This window comes from Imhoffiella purpurea (assembly GCF_000585215.1).
Taxonomy (GTDB): domain Bacteria; phylum Pseudomonadota; class Gammaproteobacteria; order Chromatiales; family Chromatiaceae; genus Imhoffiella; species Imhoffiella purpurea.
This window is the reverse complement of record NZ_AONC01000061.1, coordinates 16483-40248: the sequence shown is the minus strand read 5'-3', so window position 1 is coordinate 40248 and position 23766 is coordinate 16483. Positions and strand designations below refer to the sequence as shown.

The window sequence follows — 23766 nt, the reverse complement described above, 5'->3', positions numbered from 1 at the left end:
GAGCGACGCGCTCTGAGGGGGCCGCGCCGGTCGTGCGTGGCCCATCAGTCGAATCCGAGCCGCCTGCCGCGCCCCGCCCGCAGGCACCGCCTCGAACGCCGGAGGAGCATCGTGCCCGTGTCCTCGAACTGGCCGAGCGTCTACTGCCGCCCGATCTGCGCGACCGTTCCGGCTGGGCGCGCGATATCGCGACCAGCATGACGGCGCTCTCCATCCCGGCCCTGCCGCGCAAGGTCTGCGCCGTCGCGGCCGTGATCGAGCAGGAATCGGGCTGGCGCGCCGATCCGGTGGTGCCGAATTTGGGCAAGATCGCACGCACCGAGATGGAGCGCAGGCTGGGCCAGTACATGATCCCGGGCGCCGTACTGGATCTCGCCCTGCGCAAGACCTCCTCCAACGGACAGACCTATGCCGAGCGGATCGCCGATCTGCGCACCGAGCGCGAGCTGTCCGAGCTCTTCGAGGAGATGATCGCCGAGGTGCCTCGGGGGCAGAGCCTGTTCGGCGACATGAATCCGGTGCGCACCGGCGGCCCCATGCAGGTCAGCATCGCCTTCGCCGAGCAGACGATGCGCGAGCGTCCCTATCCCTGGCGCAATCCCGGAAGCGCCCGCGAGGAGGTTTTCAGCCGGCGCGGCGGTGTCTATTTCGGTACCGCCATGCTGCTCGACTATCCGGTCAGCTACGACCGCATGCTCTATCGCTTCGCCGACTTCAACGCCGGGCGCTATGCCAGCCGCAATGCCGCCTTCCAGCGTTTGGTCGCCCGCCTGACTGGGATCGACCTGGCACCGGACGGCGACCTGCTGCGCTACGCGGATGGCAAGCCCGCTGGCACGAGCCAGACCGAGCGCGCAGTGCGGGCGATCGAGGACCTGGGCATGGACGAGGCGACGATCCGGCGCGACCTGCTGCAGGAGAAGTCCTTCGCCTTCGAGCGCACCAGGCTCTATCGGCGCGTGCGCGAGCTGGCCGAGCGACGCGGTCTGCCGACCCCGGCGGCCTCGGTCCCGGACATCGCGCTGGAGAGCCCCAAGATCACCCGCAAGCTCACCACCCGTTGGTTCGCCGAGCGGGTGGAGGGGCGCTATCGGCGGTGTTTGGCACGCAATCACGAAGGGTAGGGACGCGGGTCTGCGCAGACTGTAGGTTGGGCCGAGGTACGAGGCCCAACGCGACGCCGCATGTTGGGCCTCCTGACGTCGGCCCAACCTACTGCCTCGGTAGGGTCCGCTGTGCGGACCGAATCGCTCAGGAAGATGGGCCGGCAGCCGCCTCCGCCGCCGTGACCAGCAGTTCGGCGGCCATCGCCTTGGGCACGACCGAGACATCGCCGCGCGCCAGCTCGCGTCCCCGGTCGAGCACCAGGACCTGATCGACCCAGTCCAGCCCGGCCGGGCGGTGGGTGATGAGCAGCACGGTGCGGCCGGTCATGAGACGGTCGAGCGCGCGCATCAGGTCGCGCTCGGTCTCGGCGTCCAGTCCCTCGGTCGGCTCGTCGAGCAGCAGGATGGGGGCGTCCTTCAGCAGGGCGCGGGCGACGGCGATGCGTCGGCCCTGTCCGCCGGACAGTCGCACCCCGGTCTCGCCCACCCAGGTGTCGTAACCTTCGGGCAGATCGGCAATGAAGTCGTGGATCTGGGCGACGCGGCAGGCCTGTTCGATGGCGCCCTGCGATGCCTCGGGATTGGCGATCAGCAGGTTCTCGCGGATGGTCGAGTCGAACAGATAGGTGTGCTGGCTGACCACGGCGATATGACGGCGCAGATCGTCCCCGCCGAACTCGGAGATCTCGTGTCCGCCGATGCGGATGGAGCCGGTGTCGGGCGCCCAGAAACGCAGCAGCAGGTTGAAGAGGGTGCTCTTGCCCGAGCCGGTCGCCCCGACGATGGCGGCCCGGCTGCCCTGGGGGATCCGCAGCCGGATGTTCTCCACCGCCGGGCGTCCGGCGTCCGGATAGCTGAAGCCGACCCCCTCGAAATCGATGTCGAAGTGCGTGGGTTGGGGCGATGGACCCTCCGGGTCCTGGACCGCCGGCTGGGTGTCGACGATGCCGAACAGCCGTCTGGCGGCGGCGAGCGAGCGCCCGAGGAGCTGGAAGGCGTGGGGCAGGGGGGCGACGGCCTCGAAGCTGGCGAGGATGAAGAGCGCCAGCATGGCCAGCTCGGGGCTGCCGAGCGCGCCGGAGCGGACCATGGGGATGGCGAGCCAGAGCAGGACCCAGAGACTGAGGCTGGCGCAGACGCCGACCGCCGCCTGGGTCAGTCCGTTGTCGCTGGCGAGCCGGGCCTGGTCGGCGATCAGACGGCGGCTGAGGCCGTCGATCCGCGCGGCCTGACGCTCGGTCGCGCCGTAGACCGTGAGCTCGGCCATGCCCTGGACCCCGTCGATGACGGCGGTTCGGAGGCTGCTTTCGTCGTCGGCGATCCGCCGGCCCGGCGCCTCTCCGCGCGCCCGCGACCAGATGGGCAGCGCGATCCCGGAGAGCAGGTAGAAGACCAGTCCGGTCGCCGCCAGGATGGGGGCGTGCAGATAGAGGAAGATGGTGAAGAGTGTGATGCTGATGAAGGCGACGACGGCGGGAACCAGTACCCGGACGTAGAGGTTGTCGAGCGCGTCGATGTCGGAGCGGATGCGGCTGAGCAGGTCGCCGCTGTGATACTGCTGCAGGCGGGCCGGGGCCAAGGGCTCCAGGTGGCGGTAGAACCAGACGCGCAGGCTGGCGATGAGCCGGAAGGTGGCCTCGTGGTTGACGAGGCGCTCGCCGTAGCGTCCGGCGGTCCGGATCATGGCGCTGCCCCGGACGATGGCGGCCGGGGTGAAGTAGTTCATGGTGACCCCGGCGATGCCGGCGGCGGCCATGGCGGTGAGGAACCAGCCTGCGGCGGCCATGAGGGTGACGTTGGCGATCAGGGTCACCGTGGCGGCCAGGGTGCCGAGGATCATCCAGGTCCGATAGGGACGGAAGAGTCGCCAGAGACGCAGTAGCTCCTTCATGCCGGGTCGCCCTCCGGATCGATGGTGGCGCGATGCGCGCCCGAGTCGCCGTAGGCGGCGATCATGCGGGCATAGATGCCGCCGCTGGCGGCCAGCTCCTCGTGGGTTCCCTGCTCGGCGACCCGTCCCCGGTCGAGTACCAGGATGCGGTCGGCGCCGCGCACGGTCGCCAGCCGGTGGGCGACGACCAGGAGCGTGCGGCCCCGGGACAGCTCGTCGATGCCCTCCTGGACCAGCCGCTCGCTCTCGGGGTCGAGGTTGGCGGTCGCCTCGTCGAGGATGACGAGCGGGGCGTCGCGCAGGAAGGCCCGGGCCAGCGCGATACGCTGGATCTGTCCGCCCGAGAGTCCGGCGCCGCGCTCGCCGACCAGGCTCTCGTATCCGTCCGGCATGGCTTCGATGAAGTCCTGGGCGCGCGCCCGTCGTGCCGCCTCGCGGACCGAGGCGAGATCGGCGTTCGGGACGCCGAGCCGGATGTTGTCGGCGATGCTGCCCTGGAACAGACGCGGCTGCTGCGGGACCCAGGCCAGGTGACGGCGCCAGTCGTCCGGATCGATCCGCGACAGATCCTGGTCGCCGACCCGAATGCGCCCCCCGCCCGGGATGAGGAAGCCGAGCAGCAGGTTGATGACGGTCGTCTTGCCGGCCCCGCTGGTGCCGACCAGCGCGATCCGCTGGCCCGGCGGGATCTCGAAGCTCATGTCCTCGAGTGCGTCCCGGCCCTCCTCGTAGCTGAAGCGCACCGCCTCGAAGCGGACACCGAGCGGCCGCGCGGCGGCCAGCGGCTCGGTGCCGGGCGCGCGCTGGGCCGGCTGGGTGTCGAGCACCTCGATCAGCTGCTCGGCGGCGGCGGCCGCGGCCATGCGGGCATGGTACTGGGTGCCCAGGTTGCGCAGCGGGGCATAGAACTCGGGGGCCAGCATGAGCACGAAGAGCCCCTGCAGATAGCTGATATCCGGCACCTGGAGCCAGGGCGGGACCGGGAGCGCCATGTTGTAGAGCCGGAAACCGATGAAGACGGCGACGATGGCGATGCCGACGCTGGCGAAAAACTCCAGCACGGCCGAGGAGAGGAAGGCGACCCGCAGCACCTGCATGGTGCTGACGCGGTAGTCGTCGGAGACGCGGGCGACGATCTCGACCTCGCGCCGGCTGGCGCCGAACAGCTTGAGCGTGGTCAGCCCCTGGATGACGTCGAGGAAATGCGCGCTCATGCGCGCGAGCTGCTTCCATTGGCGCTGGTTGCGCGCCTCGGCGCCCGATCCGATCAGGATCATGAAGAGCGGGATCATGGGGGCCGTGACCAGCAGCACCAGGCTCGCCAGCCAGTCGACCGGGATCACCACCATGAGGATGGCGAGCGGCAGGATCATGGTCAGGGTCATGGCCGGCAGGAAGCGGGCGTAATAGCCCTCGAGGTCGTCGATGCCCTTGGTCAGGGTCTCGACCAGGGCGCCGCTGCGGTGCTCGGCGAGATAGCCGGGGCCCAGCCGCTGCAGATGGCGGTAGACCTGGTCGCGAAGTGTCGTTCGGACTCCGGCGGCGGCCTGGAAGGCCGAGCGCTCGGCGATCCAGAGGATGGAGGCGCGGATCGCGAAGAGGGCCAGCAGACCCCAGAGCCAGGGTGTGACGATCTCCAGTCCGGCGCCTTCGAAGATGACGTCGTCCAAGATGACCGCCAGGCACCAGGCCTGGACGATCGCGAGCAGTCCGTTCGTCGCGTTGAGCCCGATGGCCAGGCCGAGCGATCTGCCGGCCAGGGGGCGTTTGGATTTGAGCCAGGCGTTGACAGACATGTGACGTCGTTCCAGGAAGTGCGGCATCGATCTTGGAGCGACGAGGATACGGAACCAGGGTCCGTATCGGCAATGTGGATTATCTGTCCGGACGATCTCCGGACGAGTGTCAGGGGCTCGGCCCTGGCGCTCGGAGCGGTCGGCGACGCGACATCCTGTCGCGCTCGCCTGCGGTCTCTAGCGGTTCGCGGCGCTGCGGGCGACTCCATGCTTGGCCATGAGACGATAGAGCGTCATGCGCGAGACGCCCAGGTCCTGAGCGGTCCGGGTGATATTGCTGGCGTTGCGCTCCAGGGCGAACTCCAGATTGGTCTTCTCCGACTGCTCGCGTGCGCTCTTCAGGGTTCCCATCACGTAGGGGGGGGGGGCGGCTGGCGGATGCCTTTCCAGCGGTTCGTGATGCGTTGGCTCGGCGACCGGGATGGGGCCGGCGCTGATCTTCAGGTGTTCGGGCTGGATCAGGGTATCGTCGCAGCTCAATGCGGCCTGGAAGACCACACTGCGCAGTTCGCGCACGTTGCCGGGCCAGCGGTAGTGACGTAGGGCCGCCAATGCCTCGGGGCTGAACTTAAGGTTGCGCATGCCGGCCTCGGCGGCGACCTGCTCGAGGAAATGGTTGGCCAGTAGCTCGATGTCGCTATCGCGCCGATAGAGGCTCGGTGTCTGGATGGTCAGGAAGGCCAGCCGGTAATAGAGATCGGAACGAAAGTTCCGCTCTTGGATGGCCTGCTCCAGATCGACGTTGGTCGAGGCGATCACCCGGACGTCGACGTGCGTGCCCCGGGTCGAGCCGATCGGCGTGACGATCTTGTCCTCGAGGAACCGCAGCAGGGTCGCCTGAGACTCGAGCGGCATGTCGCCGATCTCGTCCAGGAAGAGGGTGCCGCCCGCTGCGCTCTGGATGTAGCCGGATTTGCGGTTGTTGGCGCTGGTGAAGGATCCCTTCTCGTGTCCGAAGAGCTCGGATTGCAGCAGCGAAGGCGGTATGGCCGCGCAGTTGATGGCGACATAGGGACCCTTGGAGCGGGACGAATGGTCGTGGATGGCGCGCGCGGCCAGTTCCTTACCGGTTCCGGTCGGGCCGCTGATGAGCACGGAGACGTCCGATTCGGCGGCCCGCTGCAGCATGCGGTAGAGGGCGAGCATGACGTCGCTATCGCCGATCAGGCCGAAGCGGTTCGGGGTCTTGGACTGTGGTTGTGGGCTCCGCTTGTTCAGGTCGCGCTCGATATTGGCCATCCCGAAGGCATGGCCCAGTACGGTCGCCATGCGTTCGGCCTCGAGTGGGAAGACATGGAAGTCGTAGAGCATCTCGGCGATGAAGCGTTTCACATCCTGGCGATTGATCTCTTCCTCGGCGAGTGCGGCGATCCATTTGATATCCGGAAAGGAGGAGACCAGCTTCCTGAGTTCGCTCTCTTCGCGCGGATCGGGCTTCTCCGAGAAAAGGGCCAAGCCGACCAGAAAGCGGTGCTGCTTGTCGGCGCTTTGCGCGTCTTCGAGATCGGCGGCATAGCTGATCGCCCAATGTCTGGCCTCCAGAGCCTCGACGACCTCGTCTGACAACCGATGCTGGGAAACAACTAGGAGCTTGCGCATGAGGATCTCTCTTTACGTGGCGCTGTCGGCGTTGGAGCGCGGTTCTGATGCCTATTCGCCTGGGGATCCTCCCTGTCGGAGCCGAGTATCCCGGGTGAGCGACCGCGTTCTGTCGTCATTCCTTGGGCACTAGCTTAACAACTCTGCGACATCCGGCGTCACTCATGCGTGACGTTTTTGGGGTCCATTGTTCGAATTTGTGATGACCCTAGCATAAAATCCCGTTTTTGTCGGGTAAAAGATACACTTTTTATTGATGTGGTATTTGTGCTGCCGATGCGCTGTTCCGCGAGAGATATCGCCGCAACCCGGACCCCTCGTGTCTGGCCGAGTGCAATCGAGGTGTCGGTGCCCCCCATTCCGATGCGACGGTGTAAATTGGTTCTTCCATTTTTCTCCGGATTCTGTATATTTGGCGGTTTACCTGCTGCGGGGCTGCCCGCCGCAACGCCCAATCAGTTCTGAGCCAGGACAGCACATGGTCACGATTCGCTTGTCTCGCGGTGGTTCCAAGAAGAACCCCTTCTACCAGATCGTCGTCGCGGACATCCGCTCCAAGCGGGACGGCCGCTATATCGAACGCCTCGGGTTCTACAACCCGACTGCCAAGGGCGGAGAGATTCCGCTGCGCATCGATCGCGAGCGCGCCGACTACTGGATCAGCCAGGGTGCCCAGCCGACCGATCGTGCCAAGCAGCTGTTGAAGCAGGCTGCCAGCGAGGCGGTCGCCGCCTGATTTCGCGCGCGGCCGGGGCAGCGGCGATGAAGTCGCGTGACGGTCACGCTCGGGTCGTTCTCGGCAGGGTTGCCGGTGTCTACGGCGTCAAGGGTTGGGTCAGGATCTTTTCCGAGACGGTTCCCCGCGAAGGCATACTGGGCTATTCGCCCTGGCTGCTCGGTGTCGAGACATCGAGCTTTCGAGTCGCCGAGGGCAAGCGTCACGGCAAGGGGATCATCGCGCGGCTGGAAGGCTGTGACGACCGCGACCGGGCCGCTCAGCTGGTCGGCCGGGAGATCTCGGTTCCGCGCGACCGTTTGCCGCCGCCGAGCCCCGACGAGTTCTACTGGATCGATCTCGAAGGTCTGAGCGTTGCGACCACGGCGGGCGTCGATCTGGGGCGCGTCGATCATCTCTTCTCGACGGGCGCGAACGATGTTTTGGTCGTCAAGGGCGATCGGGAGCGTCTACTGCCGTTCGTCTGGGGCGATGTCGTGAAGGACGTCGACTTCGACGCGGGCCGTATCGAGGTGGACTGGGATCCCGATTTCTAGGATCTCCCGGCGCTCGCTCCCGTCTGATCTCGGTCCGACCGTGTGTCTGGCCCTGGCGCGTCGGTGCTGGCCAAAGGGCTCGTAATCATGCGTTTCGATGTCATCACGCTGTTTCCGGAGCTGTTTCGGATCCTTTCGGATCAGGGCGTGACGGGACGTGCGCTGACGCGCGGTATCGCCGATCTGCATCTCTGGAATCCGCGGGATTTCACCCGGGATCCGCATCGGACGGTGGACGATCGCCCTTACGGTGGCGGTCCCGGTATGGTGATGAAGGTCGAGCCGCTGCGCGATGCGATCGCGGCCGCGCACGAGCAGGCACCCGGCAGCCGGGTCGCCTATCTTTCGCCTCAGGGGCGTCCTCTGGATCAGTCCGCGATGCTCGAGATCGCCGCGCGACCCGGCTGGATACTGCTCGCCGGGCGCTACGAGGGGGTCGACGAGCGCCTGATCGAGACCCACGTGGATGAGGAATGGTCGATCGGCGACTATGTCCTCAGCGGCGGAGAGCTGCCGGCGATGGTGGTCATGGATGCCGTCATCCGGCTGTTGCCCGGGGCGTTGGGACACGCCGATTCTGCGCGACAGGATTCGCACATGGACGGGCTGTTGGATTGCCCGCACTACACCCGCCCGGAACGGATCGAGGAAGGCTCGGTTCCACCGGTGCTGATCGGCGGCGACCATGCCGCGATCGAACGCTGGCGGCTGCGGCAGGCGCTTGGGCGAACCTGGTTGCGTCGCCCCGATCTGCTGGCGCGACGCGGTCTGAGCGCGGCCGAGCAGGCATTGTTAGATGAATTTGTCCTGGCCCATCGCGAAGGTGGCGCCGGTCGAGAACAGGAGCCAAGGAAATCATGAGCAATATCATTCAGCAGCTCGAGCAAGAGCAGATGACCCGCGAGGTCCCGGATTTCGCACCGGGCGACACCGTGGTCGTCCAGGTCAAGGTCACCGAGGGCAACCGCGAGCGCCTCCAGGCATTCGAGGGTGTCGTCATCGCCATCCGCAATCGCGGCCTCAACTCCGCCTTCACCGTGCGCAAGATCTCGCACGGCGAAGGCGTGGAGCGCGTCTTCCAGACCTACAGCCCGTCGGTCGCCTCGATCCAGGTCAAGCGCAAGGGCGACGTGCGTCGCGCCAAGCTCTACTATCTGCGCGGCCTGACCGGTAAGGCTGCCCGCATCAAGGAAAAGATCTGATTCCCTGGCGGTCGTCTCCAGTGGCGACCGTTCGGCCAGGAAGTCTTTTCCGACTTGGCTCAAAGCTTCTACTGGCACGATTACGAGACCTGGGGCTCCGATCCCCAGCGTGATCGTGCCTGTCAGTTCGCCGGTCTGCGCACCGATCTCGATCTGGTCGAGGTGGGTGCGCCGCTCGTTCTCTACGCGCGTCCTGCGACCGACATCCTGCCCCATCCGGACGCCTGTCTCATCACCGGGATCACGCCCCAGCACGCCGAGCGCGAGGGTGTGTGCGAGGCCGAATTCGCCGCCGCCATCCATGCCGTTCTCGGCGAGCCAGGTACCTGCGGGGTCGGCTACAACAGCATGCGGTTCGACGACGAGATCACGCGCAACCTCCTGTATCGCAACCTCTTCGACCCCTACGCCCGCGAGTGGCGGAACGGGAATTCACGCTGGGATCTGATCGATCTGCTGCGTCTCGCCCAGGCGCTGCGCCCGGACGGGATCCACTGGCCGCGTCACGACGATGGAACCCCTTCCTTCAAGCTGGAGCACCTGACCGGGGCGAACGCCATCCCCCACACAGGTGCCCACGATGCGCTGGCCGACGTTCGGGCGACCCTCGGCATGGCGCGTCTGCTGCGCCGGACCCAGCCCAAGCTGTTCGACTACGGGCTCACGCTGCGCGACAAGCGGCGGGTGCGCGAGATGCTGGATCGCCGTCAGCCGCTGATCCATGCCTCGGCGCGCTATCCGGCGGCCTTGGGCTGCATCGCTCCCGTGCTTGCGCTGGCGTCGCGTCCCGGGAATCCGAATGGCGTCATCGCCTTCGATCTGCGGGCTGATCCGCGCCAGCTCCTGGATCTCTCCGAGGACGAGATCCGCGGGCGTCTCTTCACGCCCGCCGCCGAGTTGCCGGAGGGCGTGGAGCGGGTTCCGCTGAAGACCATCCATGTGAATCGCGCCCCCGTCCTGGCGCCGATGAAGACGCTCGGTTCGGATGCGGCGGAGCGCTGGCGCATCGATCCGCATCTGGTCGTCGAGCGGGTCCGTTTTCTGGCCGGGTACGCGGACGAGATCCGCTCCAAGGTCGAGGCCGTGCATCGGCCGCCCGAGGATTCGGGGACGCGCGATCCGGACCTCATGATCTACTCGGGTGGCTTTTTCTCCGACCGGGATCGGCGAACCCTCGACTGGCTGCGATCGCTCGCGCCGGTCGAGTTGTCCGGGGAATCGCCAAGGTTCGAGGACGGCCGGCTGCGCGAGATGCTGTTCCGCTACCGTGCCCGCAACTGGCCCGAGACCCTGAGCCCGGAGGAGCGGGAGGACTGGGATGCCTACCGTTTCGAGCGCCTGACCGATCCGGACGGCGGCGGCAGCATCCAGGTCGACGGCTACCAGGCCCGTCTGGCCGAGCTCTGGGAGACGGTTGGAGAGGATCCGGCCAAGGCCCCCGTTCTGGAGGCCCTGTCGGACTGGGCCGAGCGCGTGCTGGACGCCGATCTCTGAGGCGTTCAGGGGCAGACGCGGGCCTCGCTGCCGATCTGGGCGAGCCATGCGCAAGCGTCTTCCCGGCCCGTGCCCATGAGCGTCAGCGCGAACTCCTCGCCTCCGTAGCGCGAGACGCGATCCCCTTGCTGACGCAGTCCCTCCTGCAGGGCGGAGGCGATCATGACCAGACATTCGTCGCCCTTCTGATGCCCGAAACGGTCGTTGAACGCCTTGAAGTCGTCGACATCGATCATGATCACCGCGATCGGGACCTGTTTCGACAGGGCCTCTCTGAAGTGTTCCGAGAGGTCGTGGTCGAATCTACGCAATCCTGTGTGGTCATGTCGTCGGGCGATCCAGTCGATCAGCACGCTTCGGCGCGATGATCCGGTATCCGGGTGCCATCTCCCGGTCTCATGGCTCCGGCGCGGGTCGTTCGATGGCGATCACGGTCGTCTCGCCGTCCTCGAGGCGCCAGCGGACGTTGAACTCATGGAGCCGGGTGCCGAAGTCGCGCCGTTCCGGATAGCGATCCATGTACCCCGGACGCGGGTCCTGAGCCAGGACCTGGGCGACGAGGTCGCGCAACTGTCGATCTCCCCCGGGGTCTGCGCGGGCGAGATCCTCCAGTGCCTGTTCGGAGAAATGCACGGTGAGCTGGCGATTGTGCGGCGCCACCGCGAAACCGCTCGACGCCCGAGGCAGCGCGTCGGCATAGGGGACATAGGGTTTGATGTCGATCACGGGCGTTCCGTCGAGCAGATCGATCCCGCGCAGGCGCAGAGCCAATCCTCGCTCGTCCTCGATCAATCCCAGGTGCTCCACCGCCGAGATCCCGATCGGATTGGGGCGATAGGGGGCGCGGCTGGCGAAGACGCCCACCGACGCGCGTCCGCCGAGACGCGGCGGGCGGACCGTGGGCCTCCAGCCGGCCTCGGGGCAGTCGGCATGGAAGACGAACAGGATCCAGACGTGAGAGAAGCCCTCGATCCCCTTGAATGCCTCCGGGCGCGCGAAGGGTGGCAGGAGCTCCAGACGGGCCTCGGCCGCGGTGACCAATCCGGGCTGGCGGGGGATGCCGAACTTGTCGGTATAGGGCGAGCGGACGATTCCGATCGGCTCGACGTTCATGGCGTTCGAGTCTCCGTCTCCGGGCCTCCGGTGCGCGCATGGGCCGCGAGGATGAGATCGACGCCGGATTCGACCCGCTGTCTCAGGATCTCGGGTGTCGGTTTGGGGCAGCCGTTGATCATGAGCCCGGTGGTCTGGAAGCCTTGCCACATCCCCAGCAGCTGTTCGGCGGCCCGGGGGCAGTCGTGAGGTTCGAGGTCCCCGCGCTCGACGGCCTTCTCCAGCAGGCCGGCGAGTCTGTCGCGGGTCGCCTCGGCGCCCTCCTGATAGAAGATGGGGCCGAGCCAGGGGTATTGGGTCGCCTGGCTGGCGAGCATGCGCTGGAGGATGAGGAATTCGTCGCTGGTCAGGTAGCGCATGAGACAGAGGCCGAACTCGACCAGGGCTATGCGCAATTGGCTTGGATCGGTGGACAGATCCTCGAGGAGGCCGGTCATGCGATTGCGCTGGGCCAGGATGACCGCGCGAATCAGCCCGGGGAGATCGCTGAAATGGGCATAGACCGTGACCTTGGAGACGCCCGCCGTGCGCGCCACGCCTTCCATGGTCAGGCCCTTGAGTCCGCCCGAATAGAAGAGCGACCGGGCCGCGTCGAGCATCGCCTCGTGCTTGGCGGCGTCCTGTGGACGCCCTCGGGCCGCTCGGGTGGGTTGGGCGTCGGTCTGGTCTGGATCTTTCTGCGGCATGTGGCGGGGCGACTGGTCGAGTGCTGTTCGATGCGATCGCCAAGGTTACCAGGACGCCGCGCCCTTCAGCAGGACGCCGAGCGGAGCGACGACCGTTCGTCGGGACGAATTGCCTCTTCCGGCGCGTTTGCGATTTGCGCTATTTACTAAACGGTACCGTACATTAATAATCTAGGTCCAATTCATTTTGGAGGATGCGTGCGTGCGGCGATCCGCGATATCCCTGGCTCTCCTGGCGAGCCTCCTGGTGCTGCTCCCCGCCTGCCGGCCCGGGGCGGAAAGCGATGCGCAGGTGCTTCCGCCCTGGGTGCTGACGGCCGAGGTCCGGGCGTCGGGCGCCGCGTCATGGTCGCTCACCGGAACCTGGCAGGCGCGGCACGAGATTCCGGTGTCGTTCCGGATCGGCGGCCGGATCGATGCGCGTCTGGTCGACGCGGGGGCGGGGGTCGGGGCCGGGCAGGTTCTGTTTCGGCTCGATCCGCGCGACGTGGTCCAGCAGCGGGTCGCCGCCGAGGCCCAGGTGGCCAGCGCGCGCGCCGAGACCGACAACGCCCAGCGCGAGCGCGATCGTCTCGCCGACATGCTGAAGCGCAAGCTGGCCAGCCAGCAGGATTACGATCGGGCGGCGACCGCGGCCCGCGCGGCGCGCGAGCGTCTGGTGGCGGCCGAGGCGGAGCTGGCGCAGGCGGTCAATGCCACCCGATACGCCGTCCTCGAGGCCCCGGCCGCGGGGATCCTGCTCGACGTGACCGGACAGCGGGGCCAGGTGGTGACCGCGGGCCAGCCGCTGGGAACGCTGGCCGAGGACGGCCCGCTGGAGGCCGAGGTCTATGTCCCCGAGGATCGGCGCGCCGATCTGCCCGAACGTGCCCTGGCCCATCCGCTCGGCGACGGACCGCCGATCCCGGTCTCGCTGCGCGAGATCGCCGGTGCCGTGGATCCGGCGACCCGGACCTGGCGTGCCCGTTTCAGGCTCGACGCCCCCGACGCGGTCGAGTCCCGGGACCTCGCCCTCGGGACCACCCTGACCCTGAGGTTCGAGGCCGCTGGGGAGGCTCGGGGCGAGCGGCGGGTGCCGCTCGGGGCCGTTCTGGAGCGCGGCGACGGGCCGCTCGTCTGGCGTCTGGTCGATGATCGGGTCGAGCCCGAGGCCGTCACCCTGCTCGGGATCGATGGCGAGTACGCCCGCATCCGAACCCGGCTCCCGGTGGGGACCCGGGTGGTCGCGCTGGGGGTGAACCGGCTCCATTCCGGACAGATGGTCAGGGTCCGGCCATGAGTGCCGTCGGCGATGACCGCGCTCCCGGGGTGGGGGGATTCAATCTGTCCGCGCTCGCCGTGCGCGAGCGCTCGATCACCCTCTTTCTGATTCTGGTGACGGCCGCCGCCGGTCTCCTCTCCTTCCTCGAACTCGGCCGGGCCGAGGATCCGGCCTATACCGTGAAGGTCCTGGTGGTCTCGGCGGTCTGGCCCGGGGCGAGCGCCCAACAGATGCAGGATCTGGTCGCCGAGCCGCTCGAGAAGCGCATCTCGGAGGTCGATTTCTTCGACAAGGTCGAGACGACGGCCCGTCCCGGTCGGGTCGATCTGCTCGTCGACTTCCGTGACGACACGCCGCCGTCCGCGGTCCCCGAGCTCTTCTATCAGGTGCGCAAGCGCATGCAGGACGAGGCCTCCCATCTGCCGGCCGGCGTGCAGGGGCCCTTCGTCAACGACGAGTTCTCGGACGTCTATTTCGCCCTCTATGCGCTGTCCGCGCCGGATCTGCCGCCACGCCATCTGGTGCGCGAGGGCGAGCGCATCCGCGACCGGCTGGCCCGCATCCAGGGCGTGCAGAAGGTACGTATCCTGGGCGAGCGGCCGCAGCGGTTCTTCGTCGAGTTCGATCAGGCGCGACTGGCCACCCTGGGGCTGACGCCCGAGGCCGTGGCCGACGCGCTCGACGCCCAGAACCGGCTGCTGCCCACCGGTCTGATCGAGACCTCGGGACCCAGGCTCCATCTGCGTCTGGATCAGGGGCTGGACTCTCCGGAGAGCATCGCGGCGGTCCCATTGCGGGTCGGAGACCGATTGGTCCGTCTGGGCGAGGTCGCCCGGATCGAGCGCGGTTACGAGGATCCGCCGGGCTATCTGATCCGCGCCGGCGGCGAGGACGCCGTCCTGCTCGGCGTGGTCATGGAGCGGGGCGAGAACGGTCTGGATCTGGGTGAGCGTCTGGCCGATTTCCAGACGCGCCTGAGATCCGAGCTGCCGCTGGGCATCCGGTTCGCGCAATTGACCGACCAGTCGGATGCCATCTCGCATGCCGTGGAGCTGTTCCAGATCAAGTTCCTGGTGGCCGTCGCGGTGGTGATGCTGGTGAGCTTCGTCGCGCTCGGCTGGCGCGCCGGAGTCGTTGTCGGGATCGCCATTCCGTTGACCCTGGGACTCACCTTTTTGCTGATGCTGATGCGCGGGGTCGATCTCGACCGCGTCTCGCTGGGCGCGCTCATCATCGCCCTGGGGCTCCTGGTGGACGACGCCATCATCTCGATCGAGATGATCCTGGTGAAGATGGAGGAGGGCTGGGAGCGTCTCCGAGCGGCGGCCCATGCCTGGACGGTCACGGCCGCCCCCATGCTGAGCGGGACCCTGGTGACGGCCATCGGCTTCGTGCCCATCGGTTTCGCCCAGTCGAGCGTCGGCGAGTATGCGGGCAACATCTTCTGGGTCCTGGCCTTCGCCCTGATGGTGTCCTGGCTGGTGGCCGTGACCTTCACACCCTATCTGGGAACGCTGCTGCTGAAGCCGCCGGGGCCGAAAGGCGAGGGGCGGGCGGATACCCTCTACGACTCGCCGCTCTATCGCCGGCTGCGTTCGGTCATCCGCTGGTGCGTGGGCCACAAGCGTCTGGTGGTCGCGTTCACCTTCGGTACCCTGGTGCTGGCGATCCTCGGACTCGCGGGTCCGGTGGAGAAACAGTTCTTTCCGACCTCGGACCGGCCCGAGGTGCTGGTGGACGTCTATCTGCCCGAGGGCAGCAGTATCCGGGCGACTCAGGAGGTCGCCGAGCGGGTCGAGCGTCTGGTCGAGTCCGCGCCCGGTCTGCGCTCCATCTCGACCTATATCGGTGCCGGGGCGCCCCGCTTCTTCCTGGCACTTAACCCGGAGCTGACCGATCCGGCCTTCGCCAAGCTGATCCTGGTCGCCGAGGGACCGGTGGAGCGCGACGCCATCATCGAGTCCCTCGAGGGCCATGTCGAGAAGGGCGCGTTCCCCGAGGCCCGGGTTCGGGTCCACAAGCTGCTCTACGGTCCGCCGGTGATCTGGCCGGTGAGCTTCCGGGTGGTGGGGCCGGATCCGCTGGTGCTGCGCGGAATCGCCGAGCGGGTGCGCGAGGAGGTCGCGCGCCACCCCAATACCCGCGACGCGCATCTCGAATGGGGCGAGCGGGTGCCCGTTCTCCGCCTCGAACTCGATCCCGACCGGCTGCGTCTCATCGGTCTCACCCCGCGCGAGATCGCCGGCCAGCTTCAGTACGAGCTGTCGGGCCTCGCGGCGACCGAGCTCCGCGAGGATATCCGTCACCTCGATCTGGTCGTGCGCGGTCTGCCCCAGTGGATCGGGCATGCCGGGCGTCTGGAGGATCTGAGCATCAAGACGCTCGACGGGCGCCGCATCCCTCTGTCGCAGGCCGGAACCCTGCGGGTCGACTTCGAGGATCCGGTGCTCAAACGCTACAACCGGGAACCCTTCATCGCGGTCAACGCCGAGGTGGTCGGGGCCCAGCCGCCGGACGTGACCGAGGCGATCCTGCCCCGGCTCGAACCCATCCGCGAGGGCCTAGGGCTCGATTACCGGATCGACCTGAGCGGTTCGGTCGAGGAATCCGCCAAGGCGGATGCCTCCATCCAGCGGGTCCAGCCCATCATGCTGGTGCTGATGCTCACGGTCATCATGTTCCAGATGCGCAGCTTCTCCGGGACCTTCATGGTGGTGGCCACGGCGCCGCTCGGCATCATCGGCGCGACCCTGGCCCTGCTGGCCGGCGGTCAGCAGTTCGGCTTCGTCGCCTTGCTGGGTCTGATCGGGCTGGCCGGTATCCTGATGCGCAACACCCTCATCCTGGCCAAGCAGATCGAGGACAACCTGGGGCAGGGCATGGAGGCCGCGACCGCGGTGATCGAGGCCACCGTGCGGCGGGCGCGGCCCGTGGTGCTGACCGCGTCCGCCGCCGTCTTCGCCTTCATGCCACTGACCACGGATACCTTCTGGGGGCCGCTCGCCTATGTGCTGATCGGCGGCGTCATCGTCGGGACCGGGATCACGCTCCTGTTCCTGCCGGCTCTCTATGCCCTTTGGTTCCGGGTGCGTCTGTGCCCGAGCGCGTGAGCGCGTGCCGCGAGTCTGCGGGACCGGGCCGCGTCCGGTGTGCTCCGCGTCTCGGGTGCCAGTGGAGCAGTCCCATGGCGGCGACCACCAGGGCGAAGCCGAGCGCCTGAATGGGCGCGATCTCCTCGCCCAGGATCCACCAGGCCGCGAGCAGGGTCACCGCCGGGCCGCTCAGGGCGATGAGGCTGGCGCGTCCGGCCCCGGTGTGGCGGATGCCCTCGAACAGCAGCAGGAAGGGCACCACCGTGGCCACCACCACCATGATGGCGATCCAGCCGACGCCCTCGACCGGCAGATTCCAGTCCTCCGAGTCCGCCCAGAAGAGCCCGTAGAGGACGAATACCAGAAAGGTGGTGGTATTCATCATGGCGGTGAGACGGGCTCCGCCCACCCGCTTGGACAGATCCTGTCCCAGGACCAGGAAGAGGGCGTAGCTGCCGGCGGCGGTCGCGCCGCAGGCGATGCCGATCCACTCGCTCCGGCCCAGATGGCCGCCGAACCCCTTGGGCGCGAACAGCATTATCAGGCCCAGATAGGCGAGCGCGAAGACCAGGAGTTCGCGTCGGGTCGGGGCGCGCCGCTCGCGCATGGCGGTGAGCGCCTGGACCAGCAGCGGGTAGGTGAAGAGCAGCATGCGCGAGAGACCGGCGCCCAGATGGTCGATGGCCATGAAATCGGCGATGGTGGCGACCGTGAAGAGGGTACCGATGAGCAGCGTGTCGCGCCAATCACGCCAGCCCGTCCGCTGTCCGTCCGGAAGCAGACGCACGACCAGCCAGTAGAGCGGCATCGCCAGCAGGATGCGCAGCATCAGGACCCCGCCGACCGTCATTCCGGTCGCGAGCGCCAGCTTGGCGAAGACGCCCTTGAAGGCGAATCCGACGTTGGCCAGAAAGACCATGAGCGCGGGTGTCTGGAATGCGGTCCTGTGTCGCGGGTCGTCGTGCATGCGAGGGTCCTGGGAGGATTGCGGGGCCTCCTTTGTGCAACGGATTCCGCTATGATTCAATCGTAAAGATTTGATGTCAGATATGAATTTTCTGCATATCCACTCTGGTCTCCGATGGACAGCAAGCTCCTCAAGTGTTTCCTGCACGTCCTGGACGCGGGCGGTCTCACCCCGGCTTCGGAACGGCTGCATCTCACCCAGTCCGCGCTGAGCCGCCAGCTCAAGCAGCTCGAATCCGGTCTTGGCGCCGAGCTCTTCCAGCGCACCGGCCGCGGCCTGGTTCCGACCGAGGCCGGGCGCCAGCTGGAGCGTCGGGCGCGTCCGCTGATGGCCGAACTCGAGCGGCTTGCCTCGGACATCGCCTCCGCGGGCCAGGAGGTTGCCGGTTCCCTGGCCATCGCGGTTCCGCCGAGCGTCGGTTCCGCCCTGCCGGCCAATCTGGTTCACCGCTATCGGGCGCTCTATCCGCAGGTGCGCCTGCGGATCGCCTCGGCGCTCAGCGGGGCCATCCAGGATGGACTGCTGCAGGGGCGGCTCGATCTGGGGCTCGTGCATCACCCCTTGACCAGTGCCGGACTCCAGCACGAGACGCTGTGGCGCGAGCGGCTCTGGCTGGTGGCGGACTCAGCGGCCGGATTGGATCCCGGGATTCCGGTGCCGCTCGGCGAGGCCTTGACCGGCCCCATGGTGCTGACCGGTTCGCGACACGGTCTGCGGGTGCTGGTCGAGGGCCAGGCGGCCGGTCTGGGTCTGGCGCTGGACGTGGCGATCGAGGTCGACAGTCTGCGCATCATGCTGGAATTGGTCGCGCTCGGCTTAGGCCGGACGCTGCTGCCGTATCGGGCGATCGAACCCGAGCTGGGCGCCGGCAGGATTGGCGCGGCGCCCGTCGTCTCGCCGGAAATGGAGCGGGTGACGGTCCTCGCCTGGCCCTCGGGTCGGCCGCTCTCGCGCGCCGCGGAGGCCATGGCCGATCTCATCCGATCCGATCCGGGGGCTTTGCGAGCCCCCTTTTCTGGCGGGCTCGGCCTGACCGACTAAGACCAGCTGTCGGTCCTCCCGGGAGAGGTGATGGCTCTGCTCGCCGGGGCTGTCCGTCACCGCGGTCTCGCCTGTGCGAGCTCGATCGACCCGGAACCCACTTGAGAAATGGTCTGTCGCTACGAGGTATGGAAAAGAAGATCATTATTCGTTCGAATCGATGATGCCCCGTCTCCCCAGGGAAACGCCGATAAACACAATGCGTCGATCAGGCATTGGCAAAATCAGCGGCTTAGGTTTCCCCGTGACTGATACATCGGCATCTCCTCAGGTGACTGCAATGCGACTCTTTCGGGCTGTGGCGCCTCCCGTTGGGGCTTGGATGCAACACGTCGGGTGCAGAGCAACACTTTTAGGATACGCCAAGGCGCTGTTAGACTGGACCGCAACACTGTTGGCTGAGATCGACGATGGCCTGCGTCTCCAATCTCGGCGTTTCGTTGTTCGTTGCGATCGCCCCTCGAAAGGCTGTGGGTATCTGATTGGCTGAAGCCATCGGTTGACGAAATCCATGCAGATTGCCGGTTCCTACACGACCTTCCACCCGGTTCAGCCCGAGCCTTCGCGGGATCGGTCCGCACCAGGAAGGACGGATGGCGGGACGCGGGTCGAAGAGTCGTTCGCGGTCGAACCGGCAGCTGTCGTCGAGACCTTTCAGCGCGTCGAGGAGAGCGCCGAGATCCAGGCCCCGCGTCCCTATCCGCTGCCGGTCCGGCGTTTGGTGAACGAGGGCTATGCCCGGCAGGCGGTGGCGGCCTATGAGTCGGTTCTGCAGTTGCAGCGTCGCGACGGTCTGCACACGATCGAGGGCGTGGATCTCTACGCCTGACTTCCCCTCTTGACACTCGAAATTTCTCGTGATCGGGCGATTCGTGTCCGGACGGGATGGCTCAATAGCGCATGCGCAGGATGCGCAGATCGGAGCCTTTGGGCTCGAGCAGGACCTCGATGACCCCGTCGCGCTGGGCCAGTTTGGAGTCCAGGTCCAGATAGACGACCTTGAAGATGGCGATGGCGGCGCAGCGCCCGCCGTTGGCGGTGGGCTTGACCTGGAGCTGTTCGAAGTCGATGCGCCGGGCGCGCGTGCTGGCGAACCAGTGCCGGTAGGTCTGGCGGATCGCGAACCAGGTTCCGAGATCGTTCTCCTTGGCCAATGGGCTGTAGAGTGCCATGAGTCCGTCGAGCGAACCGGACTGGTAGGCCTGTTGGAATCGCTGCATCAGTGCCGTGGCCTGACGGCAGACGGTGGCGTCCGGGTCCGAGCCCGGGACGGATCCGATGGTCGCGGGTGCCACGCCGAGCTGCAGTGGCTGGCGCGGAGATGTTGGCTGGGCCGGAGGTTTCGGGGCCTGGATCGCGGGGATCTGGAGTTCCGGCTGGAGCCTCTGCGGTATCCGAGGCCGACTGTCGGACTCGGAACGAGGCGGCGGTTGGCGCTCGGGCAACGGTTCGGGAGCGGGCGTCCGGTCGTCCGGTTCCGGTGGCATTCGCGGCGCCGAGGATTCGGCGGCTGGGCTGGCGGTCTGAGGCGCCGGAATCGGAGAGGGTTCGGGTTCCGGCGGTTCGATCGGTGCTGATGGCTCCGGAGGCTCGATCTCCGGCGTGGGCGCCTCGTGCGTCTGGATGGGATCGGATGGCTCGGGAAACCGCGTGCTCGCGGCAGTGTCCTCCGCCCCCTGGGATGTGGTCGAGCTGGTGGATTCGATCGCCGCATCCGGTTCGCGTGCCGGATCGGCGGCGGCCATGTCCTGCTGTGGCTCGATTTCTTCTTCCGGTGCCGGTTCCCGAGCGTCGGTGCTTGGCTCGTTCCTGCGCGAGAGGGTGATCGGCGTGCCGGGTTCGTCGGCCGCCGTCGCGGCTGCGGCGGTCGGTCTGGATCCCGTCGGCTCGGGTGTGCTGTCGATCGCGTTCGAGGCCACGACCGGCTGGGTGGGCTGGGGCGGGTCGTTGGGCGCCGTTTCCTCGCGCGAGCCGGTTGCCGTCGTTGGGGGCTTCCGCTCCGTCTGTCCGAGTGGATGATGGATGATCCTGGGTCTTGGCTTGGGCTCCTCGTGCAGGAGGGATGAGCCGATCGCGGCGAGTAGCGCCAGGGCGAGGGCGCCTCCGGCCCAGTACATCATCCTGGGCTGACCGAGCAGCCTGTTCCAGGCGTTTCCGGGGATTCGAGACAGGATCCATGTGATATCGCGTCCGAATCGGCGCTGTGGTGAGTGCGCCTGCGTTTCGGGACGACTCCCCTCTGTTCCTGTGGCGGATGCCGACGGTCGGCGACCCTGGGTCCGGGGGCGTCGGAAGCTGTCGTAGGCCCGGTTGATCTGTTCGGTGTGCTGGGTGGCCCAGACCGTTCGGTTCGGATGGCGATCGGGATGGTAGACCTGGATCAGGCGCCTGTAGCGTTGTTTCGCCAGTGCCGGGTCGGCATCCGGTCCCAATCCCAGGGTCTGCGCCGAAGGGCCTTGGTCGGCAGGGAAGAGTCGGCGGTCGAGCAGTCGATAGGCCCGGGTCGTCGCCCGTCCGCGATCGAGCCGGTTGCGCGCGAGCGCCGCGTCGAGCGCGGCGGCGCCTGGGTTGTCCGGGTTGCCGAGCCAGAGCAGGAGCGCGTCCAGGTGCTGCTCCAGCGCGTTCGAAGGCCGTCCGCTCGCGAGCGAATCGGCGATCTCTTGCGTCCAGTGAGCGCTCATGATCGGCGCTGGATCCCTCCGGTCGGATGAGAGTCGGGGCGATGTCTCTGACGCCTCGCTCGGGCCGATTCCGGTCGTATCCCGGCTCGTCGCTCGGGGCCGCGGGACGAGGCGCATGTCTGAGCTATCCTATCGTTCAGTGTCATTTGTGTCGCCGCTGGCCTATGTCTCCGATCGAACGCCAATTTCTTCGTCATCCGTCGGACATGCCCATCAGTTATTCGCTGCGCGAGGTGGTGGCCGACCATAGCGACTATCTTCGCAATATCGGCGAGGGTGGACTTTGCTTCAGATCGCGTATCGCGATCATGCCCGGTACTGGGATCCATATCGAGATCCCGATCGCCGAGCCCGTCTTCGAGGCCGAGGGCATCGTGGTCTGGTGTCGTGAGGGAGGAGACTCTTACGAGGTGGGCGTGCGCTTCGAGGGCATCGATGTCGAATACGGGCTCCGCATGGTCGAGCAGGTCTGCCATATCGAGCACTACCGTCGCGAGATGTTGGAGCGCGAGGGCCGGGCCCTCTCGGGCGAGGAGGCCGCGATGGAGTGGATCCAGAAATACGCCGAGCGATTTCCTCACTGACTCCATCGGGAGCGGCCAGCCAACAGCGCCACGCTGGGGTGCGTTCCTCGCCAAAGATCGGCGGGGCGGCGGCCGGAGGCCGGCGGCTCCTCTCTCGATCAGGTGATGACGTCCGGTTCCTTGCGTCCGGTGCGCTCCTCGATCTGGGCGAGTTCGCGCGCGATCAGGATCAGGGACCGCATCGCCTCCTGGGTGTCCTGGTCGTGGCGGGTCGGATCGGCCTCGAAGCATTCGAGGTAGACGCGAAGCGTGGCTCCGGCGGTTCCGGTTCCGGAGAGTCGAAAGACGATGCGGGCTCCACCCTCGAAGCCGATACGGACGCCCTGATGCTCCGAGATGCTGCCGTCGATGGGGTCGGTGTAGGCGAAGTCGTCGGCATAGCCGACCGTCATGCCGCCCAGTTGCTTGCCGGGAAGACCCGACAGCAGCAGCCGCAGATGGTCCATGAGCCCCTCGGCCGCAGCCAGGTCCACCGCCTCGTAGTCGTGACGGGTGTAGAAATTGCGTCCGAAGCGGCGCCAGTGGTCGTGGACGATGTCGGCGACCGACTGCTGGCGGACCGCCAGCAGGTTGAGCCAGAAGAGTACCGCCCAGAGCCCGTCCTTCTCGCGAACGTGATCCGATCCGGTGCCGAAGCTCTCCTCGCCGCAGAGGGTGATGCGGCCGGCGTCCAGCAGGTTGCCGAAGAACTTCCAGCCGGTCGGCGTCTCGAAGCATTCGATGCCCATGAGGTCGGCGACCCGGTTCGCGGCCTGGCTGGTGGGCATGGAGCGGGCGATGCCGCGGATCCCGCTGCGATAGCCCGGGGTCAGATGGGCGTTCGCGGCGAGGATGGCGAGGCTGTCGCTCGGGGTGACGAAGATCCCCTTGCCGAGGATCATGTTGCGGTCGCCGTCGCCGTCCGAGGCGGCGCCGAAATCCAGTCCCTCCGGGCCGCTGGTCAGCTCGACCAGCTCCTCGGCATGCACCAGGTTCGGGTCCGGGTGCCCGCCGCCGAAGTCTTCCTTGGGAATGCCGTTCATCACGGTGCCGGGCGCGGCGCCGAGACGGTTCTCCAGGATCTCGGTCGCGTAGGGACCGGTCACGGCGTGCATGGCGTCGAAGCGCATGCGGAAGAGCCCCGAGTTGAAGAGCTGGTGGATGGCGTTGAAATCGAACAGGGACTCCATCAGCTCGGCGTAGTCCGCGACCGGGTCCAAGACCTCGATCTGGGTCCCGTCCAGCTCCAGGCTGCCGAGCGTGTCGAGGTCGACGGCCGGTGCGTCAAGGGTCAGATAGCGGTCGATGGTGCGGGTGCGCTCGTAGATGGCGTTGGTCACCGACTCGGAGGCCGGGCCGCCGTTGGCGGCGTTGAACTTGATGCCGAAGTCCTCGTCCGGTCCGCCCGGGTTGTGACTGGCCGAGAGCACGATGCCGCCCTGGGTCTTGTATTTGCGGATCACGCAGGAGACCGCGGGCGTCGAGAAGATGCCGCCGCGTCCGACCAGGATCCGGCTGACGCCGTTGGCAGAGGCCATGCGCAGGATGGTCTGGATGGCCTCGCGGTTGAAGTAGCGGCCATCGCCGCCGACGACCAGGGTGCCGCCCTTGAGTTCGGTCTGGGTGTCGAAGATCGCCTGGACGAAGTTTTCGAGATAGCCGGGTTGCTGGAAGACCTTCACCTTCTTGCGCAGGCCCGAGGTGCCGGGGCGTTGCCCGTCGAACGGCGTCGTGGCGATAATTTGGGGTTCCATCTTCAAGCCCTTGATTTTTGTCTGGTAGCCTTCAGTGAGCGGCCGAGTGCCGACGGCCGGAAAACGGCGCGGACCGGGGTGGTGCGGTGTCGGAATAGCCGTGCGATCGATCCGGCTCGACCCGGGCGCATGCCTCGGGGTTTTCGGATCGCGATCAGGCATTGTATCCCCACGTGCCCATGCGACAATACCGGATTGCCTTCCGGCCATGTCCGGGCATGCTTCGACGATTCGCGTCGATTCATTCA

20 protein-coding genes are annotated in these 23766 nt (G+C 67.1%); 11 read left to right on the top strand and 9 right to left on the bottom strand.

Annotation, left to right across the window (positions count from 1 at the left end; translation table 11 throughout):
- The first annotated feature begins 32 nt into the window (after window positions 1-32).
- Window positions 33-1124 carry a DUF1615 domain-containing protein gene (locus D779_RS17305; RefSeq protein WP_232424233.1) on the top strand — a complete coding sequence of 364 codons (1092 nt, stop codon included), beginning with the start codon at window positions 33-35 and terminating at the stop codon, window positions 1122-1124.
- Between the two features lie 127 nt (window positions 1125-1251).
- Here D779_RS17305 and cydC read toward each other — a convergent pair whose 3' ends face one another.
- The 3 genes from cydC to D779_RS17290 all read right to left on the bottom strand — a co-directional run bounded on the left by cydC (window position 1252) and on the right by D779_RS17290 (window position 6392).
- Entirely contained in the window at window positions 1252-2997 is a 1746-nt protein-coding gene (gene cydC, locus D779_RS17300) for a thiol reductant ABC exporter subunit CydC (RefSeq protein ID WP_043756453.1), read from the bottom strand.
- On the bottom strand, window positions 2994-4793 hold the full coding sequence (cydD, locus tag D779_RS17295; protein WP_043756451.1) for a thiol reductant ABC exporter subunit CydD: 1800 nt from the start codon (window positions 4791-4793) through the stop codon (window positions 2994-2996). The genes cydC and cydD overlap by 4 nt, the downstream gene beginning before the upstream one ends.
- A gap of 177 nt (window positions 4794-4970) precedes the next feature.
- Window positions 4971-6392, bottom strand: coding sequence for a sigma-54 dependent transcriptional regulator (locus D779_RS17290; protein ID WP_043756449.1), 1422 nt, complete (start codon window positions 6390-6392; stop codon window positions 4971-4973).
- A 478-nt stretch (window positions 6393-6870) separates the two neighbouring features.
- Between D779_RS17290 and rpsP the strand changes: the two genes are divergently transcribed.
- The 5 genes from rpsP (at window position 6871) to sbcB (ending at window position 10360) form a co-directional block, all read left to right on the top strand.
- A complete protein-coding gene (gene rpsP / locus D779_RS17285) occupies window positions 6871-7128 on the top strand; it encodes a 30S ribosomal protein S16 (RefSeq protein WP_043756447.1) in 258 nt (85 codons plus the stop codon).
- A 26-nt stretch (window positions 7129-7154) separates the two neighbouring features.
- Window positions 7155-7664 carry a ribosome maturation factor RimM gene (gene rimM, locus D779_RS17280; protein ID WP_043756445.1) on the top strand — a complete coding sequence of 170 codons (510 nt, stop codon included), beginning with the start codon at window positions 7155-7157 and terminating at the stop codon, window positions 7662-7664.
- An 87-nt stretch (window positions 7665-7751) separates the two neighbouring features.
- Window positions 7752-8525, top strand: coding sequence for a tRNA (guanosine(37)-N1)-methyltransferase TrmD (trmD, locus tag D779_RS17275; protein ID WP_043756444.1), 774 nt, complete (start codon window positions 7752-7754; stop codon window positions 8523-8525).
- Entirely contained in the window at window positions 8522-8866 is a 345-nt protein-coding gene (gene rplS / locus D779_RS17270) for a 50S ribosomal protein L19 (RefSeq protein ID WP_043756441.1), read from the top strand. The genes trmD and rplS overlap by 4 nt, the downstream gene beginning before the upstream one ends.
- 54 nt (window positions 8867-8920) lie before the next feature.
- Window positions 8921-10360, top strand: coding sequence for an exodeoxyribonuclease I (sbcB, locus tag D779_RS17265; protein WP_043756440.1), 1440 nt, complete (start codon window positions 8921-8923; stop codon window positions 10358-10360).
- Window positions 10361-10365: 5 nt separating this feature from the next.
- Here sbcB and D779_RS17260 read toward each other — a convergent pair whose 3' ends face one another.
- From D779_RS17260 to D779_RS17250, 3 genes are all read right to left on the bottom strand, one after another.
- The gene (locus D779_RS17260; protein WP_043756439.1) at window positions 10366-10671 is read right to left on the bottom strand and encodes a GGDEF domain-containing protein; all 306 of its coding nucleotides are present in this window, start codon (window positions 10669-10671) and stop codon (window positions 10366-10368) included.
- An 85-nt stretch (window positions 10672-10756) separates the two neighbouring features.
- Complete coding sequence (gene tsaA / locus D779_RS17255) at window positions 10757-11473, bottom strand: tRNA (N6-threonylcarbamoyladenosine(37)-N6)-methyltransferase TrmO (protein ID WP_043756436.1); 717 nt, start codon at window positions 11471-11473, stop codon at window positions 10757-10759.
- Entirely contained in the window at window positions 11470-12159 is a 690-nt protein-coding gene (locus D779_RS17250) for a TetR/AcrR family transcriptional regulator (protein ID WP_052348226.1), read from the bottom strand. Before D779_RS17250 ends, tsaA begins: the two co-directional genes overlap by 4 nt.
- A 202-nt stretch (window positions 12160-12361) precedes the next feature.
- Here D779_RS17250 and D779_RS17245 point away from each other — a divergent pair, with 202 nt between their 5' ends.
- Together D779_RS17245 and D779_RS17240 are read left to right on the top strand one after the other, a co-directional pair.
- On the top strand, window positions 12362-13438 hold the full coding sequence (locus D779_RS17245) for an efflux RND transporter periplasmic adaptor subunit (protein ID WP_043756435.1): 1077 nt from the start codon (window positions 12362-12364) through the stop codon (window positions 13436-13438).
- Entirely contained in the window at window positions 13435-16530 is a 3096-nt protein-coding gene (locus D779_RS17240; RefSeq protein WP_052348225.1) for an efflux RND transporter permease subunit, read from the top strand. The genes D779_RS17245 and D779_RS17240 overlap by 4 nt, the downstream gene beginning before the upstream one ends.
- Here D779_RS17240 and D779_RS17235 read toward each other — a convergent pair.
- Entirely contained in the window at window positions 16463-17479 is a 1017-nt protein-coding gene (locus tag D779_RS17235; protein WP_043756433.1) for an EamA family transporter, read from the bottom strand. The genes D779_RS17240 and D779_RS17235 overlap by 68 nt on opposite strands.
- A 114-nt stretch (window positions 17480-17593) precedes the next feature.
- On the opposite strand from D779_RS17235, the gene D779_RS17230 reads away from it, so the two are divergent.
- Both D779_RS17230 and D779_RS17225 read left to right on the top strand, forming a co-directional pair.
- Window positions 17594-18520 (top strand): LysR family transcriptional regulator, encoded by a 927-nt coding sequence (locus tag D779_RS17230; protein WP_043756431.1) that lies wholly within the window; start codon window positions 17594-17596, stop codon window positions 18518-18520.
- 511 nt (window positions 18521-19031) lie between these two features.
- Complete coding sequence (locus D779_RS17225; RefSeq protein WP_043756429.1) at window positions 19032-19349, top strand: hypothetical protein; 318 nt, start codon at window positions 19032-19034, stop codon at window positions 19347-19349.
- Window positions 19350-19410: 61 nt separating this feature from the next.
- On the opposite strand, the gene D779_RS17220 is transcribed toward D779_RS17225, so the two are convergent.
- Window positions 19411-21201, bottom strand: coding sequence for a J domain-containing protein (locus D779_RS17220; RefSeq protein WP_043756428.1), 1791 nt, complete (start codon window positions 21199-21201; stop codon window positions 19411-19413).
- A 164-nt stretch (window positions 21202-21365) separates the two neighbouring features.
- On the opposite strand from D779_RS17220, the gene D779_RS17215 reads away from it, so the two are divergent.
- On the top strand, window positions 21366-21785 hold the full coding sequence (locus tag D779_RS17215) for a PilZ domain-containing protein (protein ID WP_043756426.1): 420 nt from the start codon (window positions 21366-21368) through the stop codon (window positions 21783-21785).
- 98 nt (window positions 21786-21883) lie between these two features.
- Here D779_RS17215 and D779_RS17210 read toward each other — a convergent pair whose 3' ends face one another.
- Window positions 21884-23518, bottom strand: a complete 1635-nt coding sequence (locus tag D779_RS17210; RefSeq protein ID WP_043756501.1) for an alpha-D-glucose phosphate-specific phosphoglucomutase — start codon at window positions 23516-23518, stop codon at window positions 21884-21886.
- Window positions 23519-23766 lie beyond the last annotated feature (248 nt).

Bases quoted from the DNA above. Each gene is read 5' to 3' on its own strand.
- cydC (WP_043756453.1), bottom strand. From the start codon at position 2,997: ATGAAGGAGCTACTGCGTCTCTGGCGACTCTTCCGTCCCTATCGGACC.
- cydD (WP_043756451.1), bottom strand. From the start codon at position 4,793: ATGTCTGTCAACGCCTGGCTCAAATCCAAACGCCCCCTGGCCGGCAGA.
- D779_RS17290 (WP_043756449.1), bottom strand. From the start codon at position 6,392: ATGCGCAAGCTCCTAGTTGTTTCCCAGCATCGGTTGTCAGACGAGGTC.
- rpsP (WP_043756447.1), top strand. From the start codon at position 6,871: ATGGTCACGATTCGCTTGTCTCGCGGTGGTTCCAAGAAGAACCCCTTC.
- rimM (WP_043756445.1), top strand. From the start codon at position 7,155: ATGAAGTCGCGTGACGGTCACGCTCGGGTCGTTCTCGGCAGGGTTGCC.
- trmD (WP_043756444.1), top strand. From the start codon at position 7,752: ATGCGTTTCGATGTCATCACGCTGTTTCCGGAGCTGTTTCGGATCCTT.
- rplS (WP_043756441.1), top strand. From the start codon at position 8,522: ATGAGCAATATCATTCAGCAGCTCGAGCAAGAGCAGATGACCCGCGAG.
- tsaA (WP_043756436.1), bottom strand. From the start codon at position 11,473: ATGAACGTCGAGCCGATCGGAATCGTCCGCTCGCCCTATACCGACAAG.
- D779_RS17250 (WP_052348226.1), bottom strand. From the start codon at position 12,159: ATGCCGCAGAAAGATCCAGACCAGACCGACGCCCAACCCACCCGAGCG.
- D779_RS17240 (WP_052348225.1), top strand. From the start codon at position 13,435: ATGAGTGCCGTCGGCGATGACCGCGCTCCCGGGGTGGGGGGATTCAAT.
- D779_RS17235 (WP_043756433.1), bottom strand. From the start codon at position 17,479: ATGCACGACGACCCGCGACACAGGACCGCATTCCAGACACCCGCGCTC.
- D779_RS17230 (WP_043756431.1), top strand. From the start codon at position 17,594: ATGGACAGCAAGCTCCTCAAGTGTTTCCTGCACGTCCTGGACGCGGGC.
- D779_RS17225 (WP_043756429.1), top strand. From the start codon at position 19,032: ATGCAGATTGCCGGTTCCTACACGACCTTCCACCCGGTTCAGCCCGAG.
- D779_RS17220 (WP_043756428.1), bottom strand. From the start codon at position 21,201: ATGAGCGCTCACTGGACGCAAGAGATCGCCGATTCGCTCGCGAGCGGA.
- D779_RS17215 (WP_043756426.1), top strand. From the start codon at position 21,366: ATGTCTCCGATCGAACGCCAATTTCTTCGTCATCCGTCGGACATGCCC.
- D779_RS17210 (WP_043756501.1), bottom strand. From the start codon at position 23,518: ATGGAACCCCAAATTATCGCCACGACGCCGTTCGACGGGCAACGCCCC.